Origin of the sequence: Pilosibacter rotomagensis (assembly GCF_045062245.2) — a bacterium.
GTDB lineage: Bacteria > Bacillota > Clostridia > Lachnospirales > Lachnospiraceae > Pilosibacter.
In genome coordinates this window covers 772,221-785,666 of record NZ_CM170323.1, presented here as the reverse complement: position 1 = coordinate 785,666, position 13,446 = coordinate 772,221, and the positions used below count along the sequence as shown (strand labels likewise).

The window sequence follows — 13,446 nt, the reverse complement described above, 5'->3', positions numbered from 1 at the left end:
CTTAATTGATTGAAGCAGCCAGGCTTTTCTTCAAGCGCATATACGCTTCATATGCTGGCGTTGTTCCCTCAAGGAAGCCGCTCTGGTAAGCATCACTCTTTTTAATATCATTACGTTTCAATATATAGCTCAGATTTTCTGCTGTAATGCCATTACGGTTTCTAACGATACAAATTCCGTCATTTCGGTCATATTCGTCCAGCAGTTCCGGATAATGCGTAGTGAAAATAAGCGTTCCGCCATTTTTGTTCAGTCGGCTGTCCATAAAGAAGCGCATTAAGGTCGTTACAATTTCCTTGTTGAAATGATTCTCTATTTCATCTACCAGAAGATAACCACCTGAATGAAGAACTTCCTTTACCATCGAGAATGTAATAATACCTTTAATCGTACCAGAGGACAGATACTGCTCAAGGTCTGCCGCATTATTCAGGATAATCTCTTCTTCATCCTTAAACTTCAAGTGGATAAATGTTTTTCCCTCTGTCTGCTCAAAACACAATTTCTCAATAGTCGGATCGAGAAATGCAATTACCTCCAATGGAATATCTTCGGTAAATGGAAGCACATTCACATTCGTATAGGAAAGCAGGCTGAATATTTCCACTGTATCATTCGCTTTTTTATTATGTGCAATGACAAAGCTGACATCATCAGAAAGGTATGCTTCATCGCTATTGCGCTGCTCTACAGGCTTCATTCCTGTAAAATCTGTCAGATACTTTTTCGACTTAACGGTTGCAATCGGTTTTTCCCAAAGGCTTTCAGACAGAATCGAATACACATATTCCCCTGTTTTCGACTTCTTTGCCGCAATTACAGTTTCCAAGCAGCAGACGTAGCTACGCTTATCATAAAAATATGTGCGGATTGTAACATTCTTCGCTCCGCCAAGAATGCTTTTTGCCTCCACATGATTGATGGGCTCATTTTTCACAATATTTAAGGCCAAGCTAATGACCTTTAATACCGAGGTCTTGCCAGATGCGTTAATTCCAATGAAAGCACAGGCAGAGTGGAGATAGTAGTTATCCGTCAAACGGTAAAGACTATCTTTGTCCTCTTCGCAAACACGTTGCTGCGTATAAAAGCAAATATCCAAGTCTTTTTTGAATAATGGGAGTCCTTGTGCGGTGATGCGGAGTATTTTCATAGGTAGTCCTCCTCTAAAAACAGTTTTTTTGTTTTTATTTTCTTATAATCTTATTATACGCCGCAAATCAGAAAATATCAACGGATTTTCCGTTTTTATTTTCTGATTTGCTTTTGACACTAAAAAGTATCCGTTCAATATGGCAAGCCCTGTGATTGCTGACCCGTTCCACCGCATGAAATACATGGAGCGTCATGGAAGCGGCCTACGCAAAATCGTCAGGGAAACCGAAAAGCCGCCTGGATATACAGCGGCATATAATCCGAAAATTTTCTCAACGGCAACAGATTTCAGAGTCATCTTGAAAAATGTAAATTACCAACTTAGTCAGAAAAACTTAGTCAATGACCAAGTTAGTGAGCAAGATAAATCGCCGGACATCCCACACACAGTTTTGAATCTTTGTATCCACCTTATTGCCCACGGCAGTGAGGGTGCTCAAATCACTCATGTTCACTCTATCATGGGTATAGCCAATGATAAGTCCTATGACGCAACCCATGATAACTTAGAGGATGACACCCATCAAGGTATCCACCAAGATAGCCACCATGATTCTACGCCGTCAGCAGTTATATTGCGCCTAATGCTTTTTAGATTTTCTTCGCAATCGTAGACAGCTCCGAAATAATACTAAGAAGATCATTTTTGACTTCCTCCTTGCTTGGCTCGCTGCCCATCAGAAGATAATCCGTGCTGACATGGAGGATGCAGGACAGTTCAATCAGCAAGTCAATAGAGCAGCTGCGTTCACCGTTCTCCATGCGGCTGACATGCTGCTTGCTTGCCAGGCCCAGGCGAACCGCCAGTTCCTCCTGCGTAATGCCACGGGAAGTGCGAACATCGTGAAGTCTCTTACCAAACTCTTTTGCGTCAAAATACATACGTTTCTCCTTCCGCACAGCCGGTACAGAACCGGATCGACGGAAGGTCAAAAAAAGAGCCGCATGACGGTGAAGAAGAAATCCTGTGCCGATAAAACAGAACATGGGTATCCCATAATTCTGTCTCATGCGGCATTCGGAAGACTTCGCCTGTCAGCGGCTCCACAGCACAGCTATGACTTATAAAATTGTGTTAATAGGGTTATTTATTGTCATCTCAACCATTCAAAGACGAATAGTAGAGCTGCAATCTCCGTAATCTTCTCATCTCCAAAACATTGAAGACGGTCTCGCGTCCGCAGGCCTTACATTTGGTCTGCACATGTCCTCTGGTATCCTCAAAGACGATGATTGAATTGTGTCGGCAATAAGGGCACCTGACAATCCTGGGCTTTTGCGAAGCAATCGCATCCTTTGCCCGGATGATTTTAATCTGCATTTCCGCAGATGGTTCCGATACTCTGATATTCCTGCTCATGGCCACACCTCCAATGGATCACGATATTCATAATCCTTTTTCCGGTTCAGATAGCCCAGTTGTTCCAATCGGATAGCTGCTGCTGATCTCGAAACACCAAAGACACCACAGAAGGTATCTATCTTCACCTGGTCTTTGTCATAAAAATGCCATCCATAACAGGTCAGAGGCTTTCTGCTGTTGATGAACCACATCGCCCGATCCACTTCTGACTGAGGCATCAGAATGGCAGCTCCCAGCGTATTGGCCTGCCATTCGTTCCAATCTTCCTGCGTTCTCAAGACGCGCGAGCCATTTCCTCGCACTTCCGGTCTCTTATGGCAGGCTATCTTTCGGTCATCGGAATCCAGCTGAAACAGTATCTGGTGAGCGCACTCATGTGCCAGCGTAAATCTGCGTTTTCCGCAGAGTTTCCGAATATTCTCCGGTTCAATGAAGCTCTTATCCAGAACCACATCATTGGTTTTCAGGAAGATGCTCCTCTGACTTCCATCAACCTCTATCTGATATTCTGTATCCACATACGCGGTCAGACCATAGATGCTTCCGTCCGAGGACAACTTTTGAAATGACACCTTCAGGTTCAGATAATCGGATGCAAACTGGTCAATGGGTGTCGGAAGTGCGAATCTTGCCGGATCATCTGCTTCGCTGCCGAAAAAGGACTTTTGAAAATCTCTTATCACTGCAACAGCGATTTCTTCTATGTTTTTCTGCGAAAGGATCATAGGCACGGCTCCTTTGCTTCAACGAACCATTTTTCATCTTCGTTGTACAGGAAACTCTCATGCCCACCGATCATGACCGTATAGCGGATTCCGCAGCCACCTACCTTCGTGGAAGCAGCCCGGCACTTATGCTTCAATCGGTCGATCTCATACACCCGTCCGTCAATCCACCGAATCAGACGCGGACGGATATTTCCCTCCGCATCCACATCCAAATTCACAGGTACATATACTTTTCTACATTTCTGTTCCGACATATTCTACGCTCCTCCTCTGTAAACCGGCGAATGTGTTGACTTCTTTTAGCAAAGAACTCACCAGATTCTGCCAGTGCTGTATTAACCAATCATTCCTGTCGGCATAACCAAATCCACTTTTCGCTCTGTCGGCATCTTGCTTTTCTGAAAAAGTACCCCATTTTTAATCGCATCTTTCCCGAATCGTAATCGAATCTGCTCAATCGCTGCGTCCAGCCGTTCCTGGCGATCCAATGATTTCATATCAGTGAATAGGTCGTATTGTATCGGACAATCCTCTTCAAACAGGTTGATTGCCCGAACCGTCACTGAACGAATCGGATGCTCCCATTGATAATTCTTAGCAAACAAAGCAAATGCGGTTTTCGCCAGATAGGTGGGGCTTTGTGTCGGAATGCTAATCCGGCACTGCCACTCCTTCGTGAAAAGCTCATTGTTGCGGATGGAAATTGCAATTCCGCCTGCTTTCTTTTTATGCGTTCGCAGCTTGGTTCCGATCTCCTGCACCAGCTCCAGCATGACACACCAGACTTCGGCGTTATTCTCCAAATCCTGCATGGTCGTTATCCCGTGCCCAATGCTTTTTACCGGAGAGACATAATCGGAACGCATAACCGGTGAATCATCCAGCCCATTGGCATATTTCTTAATCGCCAGTCCATTCTTTCCAAGGCGGCACTTCAAGAAATCATCCGATGTTGCAGCAAGCTCTCCAATCGTATGAATTCCATAACCAGATAGAACTTTCTCGGTCGCTCTGCCGACTCCAAGCAAGTCAGCGGCAGGAAGACACCAAATCTTCTCCCGGAACGAATCTGCTTCAATACAGGTAATCGCATCCGGCTTTTTCATATCCGACCCAAGCTTGGCAAAAATCTTATTGAAGCTCACTCCTGCGGAAATCGTAAGACCCAGTTCAAACTTAACGGTTCTGCGAATCTCATCTGCGATTTCAAATCCGGTTCCCATGCAGCCGCTTCCGGTCACATCCAGCCAGCATTCGTCCATCCCATAAGGCTCGATCTGGTCAGTATAGCGACCATATATCTCACGGGCTAATTTTGAAAACTTCATATATTGCTCATAGTGCGGCTCCACGATCACAAGATCCTGGCACTTCTGTTTTGCCTGCCAGATTGCCTCTCCCGTGGAAACGCCAAACGCCTTTGCTGCATAGTTCTTCGCAAGTACGATACCATGCCGTTCCTCCACAGAACCACACACTGCCACCGGCTTGTTCTTCAGTTCTGGGTTCAGCATACACTCAACAGAGGCATAGAAATTATTCATATCACAGTGAAGAATCACTCTCTTCATCCCGTATTCCTCCTCTCCGTTCGTGAAAGCACGAACAACTTTTCACGAACGCATTGACACACAGCATTTCTTGTGATACTATAATTACACGAATTGTATTTCGTGTTTTCATCGTCATTATAGCAAGCACAGTTTTTCGTGTCAATAGGTTTTTATGAAAAAGTGTTCGTGTTCGTCATCAAAAAAGAAAGAGGTATTTCTATGGTCTTCAAAGAAAGGTTGAAAGAAAAAAGAACAGAAGCCAATTTAACTCAGGTAGAACTTGCAGAGAAGGCCGGTGTAACCGCCCGCACAATTCAGAATTATGAGCTTGGCAGCCGCAAACCATCCAATATGGTTACGATCCAGAAGATTGCAGATGCGCTGAATACTACTACTGAGTACCTGCTGGGAAGCAGCGGCACCTATGTCGTAGAAGCTCATGAAAAAGGCGGCGCAAAAGCAGCGAAAGATATTGAAGAACTGGTCAGCGAAGTGACCGGTATGTTCGCTGGCGGCGAATTAAGCGAAGATGCCATCGAAGGAGCTTATAAAGCTCTGACCGATGCCTACTGGATTGCCAAAGAGAACAATAAAAAATACGCCCCGAAAACGAGGCGTAAAAAATCCGATCAGTGACATTTATCGTACACACTTTTCGCTATACTGTACAATGGAGGTGGTATGATGAATGCGGAACAGCTTTCACGGGTCGGTGAGAAACTGGTAAAACGCTGCGGTTCCAGAGACCCTTTTGAAATTGCAAGGCAGCTTGGTGTACATGTCATGCTTTGCGAAAACCTCGGTTCCCTGAAGGGAATGTACCGGGTAATCAAGCGAAATCGCTTTATTTTCCTGAATAACAGTCTGGATGAAAATATGCTGCGCATCGTGTGCGCACATGAATTAGGGCATGACCAGCTTCACCGGAATATGGCGAAAACCACCCCGATTCATGAGTTCATGCTCTACGACATGAAATCCAAGCCGGAATATGAGGCCAATATCGTAGCAGCAGAAATCCTGATGGACAGCGATGAAGTCCTTCGCTACATCTATGAATATGGATACACAGCCGAGCAGATCGCCAGTGCAATGTCCACTGACATCAATCTGGTTGCGCTGAAGGTAGCACACCTGGCCACACTTGGATATAATCTGCACGCACTGGAACATAAAAGCAACTTTTTGAAATAACGTATCTTCGAGGAGTCTTGACCGGCTCCTCTTTTTGTTGCAAGTTGTGCAGATGCCGTCTGCACAATTATCAGCCTAACATCTGCATGTGATAGAGCTTCACTTTTTCCTCGAACGGCAGTCCCGGATCAATGCCGACTTCTTCCCACATCACACCATACGGTGCGCCGCCATCTGTATATCCGGCGATAAAAGCAAAACGACCATCGCAGTCCTTATACAGTTCTGCCAGCCGCTCCCGTTCCTTCGCTTCCCGCTCCATTCTCCGCTGCCGGAGCCGCTGTTCTTCGGCCCGTTTAATCTGGTCAAGCTGCTCCTGTGTATAATTGACTCCAAGCTCCTGCAAATCTTTAGCGGCAGTCACAGCATCCACATGAAAGCGTTCCCGATAATGCTTGTTCATCTTTTTCGGTGAGCCGGTATAGGTGAGCAGCCACTGCTTGCCTTTTCGGAGGCGGGCTTCCTTTCGCTCAGCCTTCGTCAGTTTCTTTTTCTTTGCCATTTGCGAAATCTCCCGGATTTTTTGCTGATGACTTTGGTTTGCGCTTCTTCGGTGCCGTCAGCTCATAGCTCAAAGAAAGCAGGTCTTTGATGGCATCATCCAGTTCTGGTTTGCCAAGCTGAATACTAAGCCATTTTTCCTTATTCATGTGATAAGCTGGAAAATAGCCGTCTTGCCCACGAAGAGAGCCGATCAGCAGCGGATCACTTTTCACATTAAGGACATCAACGATGCCTACTTCTGGCAATCCCAACTTATCAGCAGATACTTCCAGAACCACACCATACCATTTATTATTGTCGTTGTGCCGCAGCACAGCATTCCAGTCATGCCAGGGGTACTCCGGCTCTGTGCCGTACTGCTGGCGTATCCATGTAAATAATTCTTGTCGTGTCACTCCATCGCTTCCCTGCTGTTTTATGTGTGGTTTTGTACAACAACCTGTTGCACGAATTTTTGCCTCAGATAACTTTCCACACTGCATTGATATCAGAAATCATCCAGCGCAGCATCTATCTCTTCCAGCCGATCAATCCAGCCCAGGTCAGATTTCTTCTTGGTTGCTGATCTTTTCTTATCACCACCAACCACTTCAAACCGTTTCTCTTCTGTCCCGAACAAACCTTTAACCTGAATTCTGAAATCCGGCTTGTTGTTGGTCAGTCCTTGCATGAGCTGCACATTCTTGTATCTGGGCAGGAGGATTTGACAGATAGCCTGAATGTCTTGCTCCTTAATACACGGTGCCGCCATGAACTTCTTCGTTATGTAAGGCTTTATATCTGCCAGCACCTGCGACATAGAGGCTTTCTTTCGAGTATCAGTCATAACAATTCCTCCTTCCTACTAATTATTGTCATTATCCCTTGCTGTATTTAACCAGCAATATATCTAAGAACTTTACCCAGGCAATCTCTGCTGTTATCCGTAGACACCTGTTGATTACTTCCTGGTGCGCTAAGAGGCATCGCTCCCCACATAAAATGCTGATTATAATAATCTAAAAGAATCCTCTCGTATGTACCTGCTGCTGAAGTTGAACTTTCTCCAGAGGAAAGCCATCTCCAATTTCCTATTGCTTGATAAACGAAGCTGTCAATAACGATTCCTGACAAATGGTAGCTTCTAAAATAGTTATCTCGCACATATCGTAGATGCTTGCAAGTGTCAAAAAGCAGTCCATTACTGCTTATATTTTTGTTTTTCATGGCATCCTGTTCTGCTTTTGGATTAGTTGAACGCCAATTCCCACCCATATTTGTATCTGGATATCTGTATGAGCCATCCCAATTTTTGAATGCCGGCAGAATTTCAAAGAACATTCCATCTGAAAAATTGATCTTCACAACCTGTCCATCTGCTCTTACTTCACTTCTTGGATACCGAACAAGAATAGCCTGTCTAACTACTTGCAGAAGACGAGATTGACCATTCCCATAAACAGAGTTGAACTGGTTGTAATATGATTCCGGCAAGGACATCAAAATATCAATATCACTTGTATCTATCGCAGTTCCCCTTCCATAGGAGCCAACATATATGCTATTTTGTCTATCGCTTGTTATATTCCAAAACTCACGGTTCATTGCTGATGTTACAGTGCAATATCTTTTTGAAATAAGAGAACGGCTGTCAGCTGATATTACTTCTTCATTTCTTTGAACATACAAACTCAATGTATTCATCCCCCATTTACTCATTTTTCCTCAAATGCGCCGGAAGCATCTTGTTTAATTCCTCCTGCGTAAAGAATTGCTCTTCATTTGTTTTAAGCGCAGCTTGGGCGGCAGCATAACTTTTCCCATCAGTTAAAGGTGCAGCACAGTAAATTTTCGAACTTTCATCCAACAGTTCATCTCTTTTGCGCACTATTTCTTCAATACTAATTTCGTCAAAGTCTGTCAAAAGTGACAGATATTTTTCTCTTACCTTCCACAGCTTATTTGCAGTCTTAATATGATCGGTTTTTTCAGTGGAAATGTCCTTATCCTTCAGATAGCTTGTTAGGGCAAGAAGTGCTGTTGAACATAGTCCACCAGCCCATAACAGTATCTGTTCATTTGAAATGAGCACTCCCAAAAAGCCGCCTGTTGATATTGCTGATAACCCAATCTGTCCCCATTTTATCCAAAAATTACGCTTACTCAACCGATCAGCCATCTTAAAATGACATGTATAGGTATATACAAGTTTTCCATATTCTTCTTGTATTTGAGAATATAATTTTTCACGGTAATCCAGCGAACTTTTCTCCATTGGCGCATTTCCTCCGTACCTTTAGTATTACTCTACCCCCAACGCCTTAAACACCGCATCTTCCGCGCTGCTGTAGAAAATCAGATTAAAACTACCCACCAGCTCCGGCGGCACGGTGCCAAGGTCTGCTGCACTGGTAATCGGAAGCAGCACTTTCTTTGCTCCGCTATCGAGACACACCTGCAAACTATTGGCAAGCTCGTCCACCTTCAGAATCGTGCCGCTAATACTGATTTCTCCCAGCACGGCAAGTGTACTGACCGTAGGCCGTCCAAGAGCGATGCTGCATAGTGCAATCAATGTAGGCAATGCCAGCTTTCCGGTCATGCCAATGCCCTGTAAATCCTGATAGTTGATGATGTAATCCCGCATCGTGGTGCTGATGCTGCCACTGATACGATTTCCGTTTGCCTTCAGGAAATTGAACGCCGTATTCGTGGATTCCTTGCAGTCGCGGTCGCTGCCAAGGCCCGTGCGTTCAAATTTTCCGTTACCGGGCAGCATCTGGCTCTCAAGGCGGAATACGCCGATCATACCGGACTTGCCCTGACTTACGGTATATACCTGTCCCGGATTGCAGATGCCATCTGGGATGAGCTTTCCACCGCCCTGCTCTGGCACGGAAACAAATTTTTCTTCGAAGGTATCAAGATCAATATAGCTGAAGTTCACATCATAGAATTCCATTCCACCCAGTTTTTTCAGCTGCTCCTTGACGCGACGGCGCATTTCCAGCGCAAATACAAGAATTTCTTCAATCTGTTCCTTCGTGAACTCCCCATCCGGATACAGCAATTTCACATAGCCGCCTACAATCTTGCGGACAGCAATCGTATCGCGCTGGTTCAGGTTCTTTCCAAGGCGGAAATACTTATCCAACGCATCACCATACTGTTCTTTCCGCAGTTCTCGGATAAACTCTGCCAAGTAATCCGTGATAAAGCCGTAGTCGTTTGTAAAATGCTCCGGACGGAACTTCGGAATCTCCCAGCCTGGAATGTAGCAATGCAGACGGTCAAGAAAGGCTGTGTCCGTTCCCATCTCCGGCGGGAACGGGTCAAACAGAGAGGAAGTCTTGAGCAACACATCCACGCTCTGATTGATGTTTCCTACAAAGACCATAGATGCCGATGCTGCCTTTTCCTCTTTGCCACGGGCAAAGGAGCCGGAAGCCATATAGTCTTTCATAATCTGAATGCCGTCTTTGTCCTTAAACTTGATTCCGGCAACCTCATCAAAGGCAACGCAGTCCCATAAGCCTACCAAACCTACGGTTTTGCGCCCCATATTGTAAAACAGATTTGCAACGGTCGTCTGACCACCGGATACCAGGATACTGTTCGGGCTGATTTCTTTATAGATATGGGACTTGCCTGTGCTGCGCGGCCCCAACTCACAGAGATTGAAGTTGTTCTCCACCAACGGCAGCATACGCGCAAGCAGCAGCCACTTTTCCCGATTGTTCAGCTGTTCCGGCTCATATCCGCAGGAACGCAGCATAACATCCATCCACTCTTCCTGTGTGAATGCCTTGCGTCCCTCTCGAACTTCTTCAATGTCGATATGGGGCATCTGGATTGGAGTAAGCTTATGGATGCTGATGGGAGAGATATCCTTCTGCTTTTTCTGTTTAGAGGAAATCGGCTGTCCATCTATATCCGTGACTCCAAAGCTACTGTCTCCCTCAGATTCATATTCCAGCTGCACGATGCACCAGATACCGCCGCAAAGCAGCCGGTCATATTTTTCCGGATAATCATCTGTAATCGGCACATTGGTGAGGCCAAGGTTAGAGAACTCTGCAAAAAAGCAATCCTTTTTGATATCCAGATGCACTGTCACCATATCAATAATGGTATGGCTCCCGTTCTTGCGCAGTTGTGAGAGAATTTTCTGAGCCTCATCCGGGCGGACAAAGTTGTCTGCCAGAATGCGTTTCACATTCTGAACGCCCTGCTCAATGATTGTCTCATCGTCTGAACTACAGTACTGACCCAGCAGGAACTCCAGCACATAGACCGGAACATTTGCTCCTTCTTTTATTTTCTTTGTCAGGTCTTTGCGGACGATCCGACCGTCAAAGTTGCTGCGCAGCTTCCGGCGCAGTTCTTCACGGGTATCGTCTGCCGCCATATCCATCATTTCCATACGGAATTCCTGCCTCCTCTATATCAGAATCCGAATCCAAAGTCATCCGCAAAGGCAATGTCCATGATAACAGGCTGCCTCCACTGCTCCAGACCGCTTTCTTCGTCATAAACCACAAGGTAATATTGCTTGTCCTTGTCGTATTTCTTATTCTTGAATGTGAAACGCATCCGGAAGATACGCTTCTGCGCATTTTCCTCGCGACTGTCCGCCACATAGCTGTTTTCGTTCGAGATTTTCTCATTGTCTTCCGAGAGGAAGAAAATACGGTATTTTGCCGCTTTTACAGTATCACTGACTGCATCCGACTGGATAAAGTCCATGGAAGTGATCAGGTTCGTAATCTTATGGACGATGCTGACCAGAGCAATTTCTGCATTCTTTGTTTCCATGTGACCGCGTTCCATCTTAAACTCCAGCACCGGCACCAGCATTTCCTGCGGTGAGGAACCGCCATGCACATAGTTAGCACCGCCTCCGGCCACCTTAAAGACATTACTGCTGACAGGATAGGACACCATCTTGCTGTCCTCGTTCCCCAGAATGCGTCCCATGCTCATATGGTCGATGCCATCATCTCCCAGTGCCGCCTTGGACACAATAAATCTGCGATTGACAAATGCTTTGTCCGCGCTTTTCCCGGAGATTTTGTCACTTTCTGTCAGCTTATCACGCTTATAAATAAAGCCATGATCGGCAGTAACGATAAAATGATAGGTGTTGCCGCTAACGGAGATTCTATGAATCAGATCCATAATTTCCTGAACGGCTTCCTCACACGCATTAAACACCTCATCCTCGGTATTTGCCTTGTCTCCACGCGCGTCGATCTGATTATGGTATACATAGATGATCTGACGTTTTGTCAGCACATCTCGCAGCTCTGCCACTTTCAGATTTTTGATATCATCGAACTGTACACAGACACTATCCGGGTTATAGCTTTGCAGCACCTGCTGCCGACCTGCCAGATTATCGCAAAGGATACCATCTGCCAGTACCTGAAAATCATCCGTCATTTCCAGTGTCTTATGTGGCAAAAGTGCTGCCATACCGAGCCTCGTATAAGACGGAAGAACACTCAACTGTACAGAAAGTTTTGCCGTGCATTTCGGGTCATCCTGCATTCTGGCAAACAACTCCTGTCCGACCTCGTAACGCATGGCATCCGAAATGATGACCACGGTGCGTTCTTTGGTATATCGCAGATTGGCATTGTAAAAATCTCGCTGCAACGGAATTACCGAAAATGCGGCATCCTGCTGGATTCCAGCATTCCAGGCAGGGAGCAGGCAAGCCAGATATTCGTTCGTGTAGATATTTTCCACCAGTTCCCGAAGCGGCTCAAAGCTTTCCGTGCTCTCCAGCTGGTCGTAATAATAGTAGAATTTTCGATACTGCTGATCCATATTGTAATCCGCAGCAAGATATCGGTCGATGATTGGCTTTAAGCCATCTGTGGCATGGTAATCCGCTTCCTTCACCATGCTGTATGCACTGGAAAGCAGCTGATAGGTCTTCCCGGTCTTTCTGCCAAAGTGCATTTTAGCCCGCTTTTCACAGAGTTCCGGAATGGTAAATCCGTTTACGATTGCGCCGATATCTTCCGAAACAAGTCTGCCAACGAGCCACTTTACCAGCACCTGATCCACGGCAAGGAAAGTGTCGCACTCCACCAAATCGTCCACTCGCATTCCTGCAAATGCCGAAAAAACATTCAGCCCTTTGGCAACATGTGCCGACAAAGCGTCGTATTTATCCCGGTACAGGACGCTGTTCATCAGGCTATCGAGGAATGCGATGATATTGCCGGACTTGTAGGAAACAAAGCTCTTCCATGCTGCCGGAAGCTCTGCCTGCACATATCGCCCAGTATAAGTAACGAACAATGTTACCAAAAGCCGTTCCAAACTCGGTTTTGTATCGGTGTATCCGAAATGCTGCTCACAGAGCTGCCAGAATGCAGACAGCAGGTCGTATTTTTCAAACTCCTGCAAGAAAGCATTGTCCACCAGCTCGCCATCCGTCAACACGATGCGCACGACTTCCTCAAAAGAGCAGGTACGCGCCTTGCAGACTGCACTGAGCAGACCGACAAGGATATTTTCTTCATTGAAGTTTTCGATTTCCAAATCATAGAACCGCTGAGTGCGCTCTTTGTTGGCGAAAAACTTGATGTGCTTCTCAATAACCGGCTTGTACTTTTCCTCAATACCCAGGTCAACCGACAGCAAGGAGGCTCGGTCAGCAAAGAACCGTCTGGAATACAGCATTGTGTCTTCCAGATGGTTGTCCCTTACATCCGGTTTCGGAAACGGTGCATAGATCAGATAATTCGTGGTCTTATCCACACGCTCCAGAAAATACTTTGTATAGAACTGGTTATCCGGCTGGAGATAGTAGATCTTCGCATTCTGAAGCTCCACCGTCTCCATATCCTCGAAAAATTCTGCCTTGTCATCGTACCAGAAAACCAGTTTCCGGGTCTCCCCGGTAAATTCCGCATTCAGGCGGTCTATAATTTGTTTCAAGTTCAATTCTGCCATA

At 45.8% G+C, this 13,446-nt stretch carries 15 protein-coding genes; 3 read left to right on the top strand and 12 right to left on the bottom strand.

Translation table 11 applies throughout. From position 1 onward, the window contains the following. Nucleotide 1 precedes the first annotated feature (1 nt). Nucleotides 2-1,153, bottom strand: coding sequence for an AAA family ATPase (locus tag ACI3EW_RS03465; RefSeq protein WP_257321417.1), 1,152 nt, complete (start codon nucleotides 1,151-1,153; stop codon nucleotides 2-4). 139 nt (nucleotides 1,154-1,292) lie between these two features. On the opposite strand from ACI3EW_RS03465, the gene ACI3EW_RS03460 reads away from it, so the two are divergent. Next, the gene (locus ACI3EW_RS03460; RefSeq protein WP_485663279.1) at nucleotides 1,293-1,769 is read left to right on the top strand and encodes a hypothetical protein; all 477 of its coding nucleotides are present in this window, start codon (nucleotides 1,293-1,295) and stop codon (nucleotides 1,767-1,769) included. Here the strand turns inward: ACI3EW_RS03460 and ACI3EW_RS03455 are convergent. The 4 genes from ACI3EW_RS03455 to ACI3EW_RS03440 all read right to left on the bottom strand — a co-directional run bounded on the left by ACI3EW_RS03455 (nucleotide 1,747) and on the right by ACI3EW_RS03440 (nucleotide 4,817). Further along, nucleotides 1,747-2,037 carry a helix-turn-helix domain-containing protein gene (locus tag ACI3EW_RS03455; protein ID WP_002576367.1) on the bottom strand — a complete coding sequence of 97 codons (291 nt, stop codon included), beginning with the start codon at nucleotides 2,035-2,037 and terminating at the stop codon, nucleotides 1,747-1,749. The two genes, ACI3EW_RS03460 and ACI3EW_RS03455, sit on opposite strands and share 23 nt — an antisense overlap. 474 nt (nucleotides 2,038-2,511) lie before the next feature. Then, complete coding sequence (locus tag ACI3EW_RS03450; protein ID WP_485663278.1) at nucleotides 2,512-3,243, bottom strand: ImmA/IrrE family metallo-endopeptidase; 732 nt, start codon at nucleotides 3,241-3,243, stop codon at nucleotides 2,512-2,514. Further along, a complete protein-coding gene (locus ACI3EW_RS03445; protein WP_013274265.1) occupies nucleotides 3,240-3,500 on the bottom strand; it encodes a hypothetical protein in 261 nt (86 codons plus the stop codon). Before ACI3EW_RS03445 ends, ACI3EW_RS03450 begins: the two co-directional genes overlap by 4 nt. 81 nt (nucleotides 3,501-3,581) lie before the next feature. Then, nucleotides 3,582-4,817 carry a DNA polymerase Y family protein gene (locus ACI3EW_RS03440; RefSeq protein WP_485663277.1) on the bottom strand — a complete coding sequence of 412 codons (1,236 nt, stop codon included), beginning with the start codon at nucleotides 4,815-4,817 and terminating at the stop codon, nucleotides 3,582-3,584. Nucleotides 4,818-5,018: 201 nt separating this feature from the next. Between ACI3EW_RS03440 and ACI3EW_RS03435 the strand changes: the two genes are divergently transcribed. Together ACI3EW_RS03435 and ACI3EW_RS03430 are read left to right on the top strand one after the other, a co-directional pair. Then, nucleotides 5,019-5,435, top strand: coding sequence for a helix-turn-helix domain-containing protein (locus ACI3EW_RS03435; RefSeq protein WP_002576372.1), 417 nt, complete (start codon nucleotides 5,019-5,021; stop codon nucleotides 5,433-5,435). Between the two features lie 45 nt (nucleotides 5,436-5,480). Further along, nucleotides 5,481-5,993: an ImmA/IrrE family metallo-endopeptidase gene (locus ACI3EW_RS03430; protein ID WP_437124157.1), complete on the top strand. Its 513-nt coding sequence runs from the start codon at nucleotides 5,481-5,483 to the stop codon at nucleotides 5,991-5,993. A 70-nt stretch (nucleotides 5,994-6,063) separates the two neighbouring features. Here ACI3EW_RS03430 and ACI3EW_RS03425 read toward each other — a convergent pair whose 3' ends face one another. The 7 genes from ACI3EW_RS03425 to pglZ all read right to left on the bottom strand — a co-directional run bounded on the left by ACI3EW_RS03425 (nucleotide 6,064) and on the right by pglZ (nucleotide 13,445). Further along, nucleotides 6,064-6,495, bottom strand: coding sequence for a hypothetical protein (locus tag ACI3EW_RS03425; RefSeq protein WP_195509694.1), 432 nt, complete (start codon nucleotides 6,493-6,495; stop codon nucleotides 6,064-6,066). After that, on the bottom strand, nucleotides 6,464-6,892 hold the full coding sequence (locus ACI3EW_RS03420; RefSeq protein WP_485663276.1) for an MmcQ/YjbR family DNA-binding protein: 429 nt from the start codon (nucleotides 6,890-6,892) through the stop codon (nucleotides 6,464-6,466). Before ACI3EW_RS03420 ends, ACI3EW_RS03425 begins: the two co-directional genes overlap by 32 nt. A gap of 92 nt (nucleotides 6,893-6,984) precedes the next feature. Then, nucleotides 6,985-7,323 carry a hypothetical protein gene (locus ACI3EW_RS03415; RefSeq protein ID WP_485663275.1) on the bottom strand — a complete coding sequence of 113 codons (339 nt, stop codon included), beginning with the start codon at nucleotides 7,321-7,323 and terminating at the stop codon, nucleotides 6,985-6,987. Between the two features lie 47 nt (nucleotides 7,324-7,370). Beyond that, on the bottom strand, nucleotides 7,371-8,180 hold the full coding sequence (locus ACI3EW_RS03410; protein ID WP_002576377.1) for an SMODS domain-containing nucleotidyltransferase: 810 nt from the start codon (nucleotides 8,178-8,180) through the stop codon (nucleotides 7,371-7,373). Nucleotides 8,181-8,187: 7 nt separating this feature from the next. Then, entirely contained in the window at nucleotides 8,188-8,751 is a 564-nt protein-coding gene (locus ACI3EW_RS03405; RefSeq protein WP_485663274.1) for an SLATT domain-containing protein, read from the bottom strand. Nucleotides 8,752-8,778: 27 nt separating this feature from the next. After that, nucleotides 8,779-10,893 carry a protease Lon-related BREX system protein BrxL gene (brxL, locus tag ACI3EW_RS03400; RefSeq protein ID WP_485663357.1) on the bottom strand — a complete coding sequence of 705 codons (2,115 nt, stop codon included), beginning with the start codon at nucleotides 10,891-10,893 and terminating at the stop codon, nucleotides 8,779-8,781. Nucleotides 10,894-10,922: 29 nt separating this feature from the next. Then, the gene (gene pglZ, locus ACI3EW_RS03395; RefSeq protein WP_257322285.1) at nucleotides 10,923-13,445 is read right to left on the bottom strand and encodes a BREX-1 system phosphatase PglZ type A; all 2,523 of its coding nucleotides are present in this window, start codon (nucleotides 13,443-13,445) and stop codon (nucleotides 10,923-10,925) included. Nucleotide 13,446: the final 1 nt, after the last annotated feature.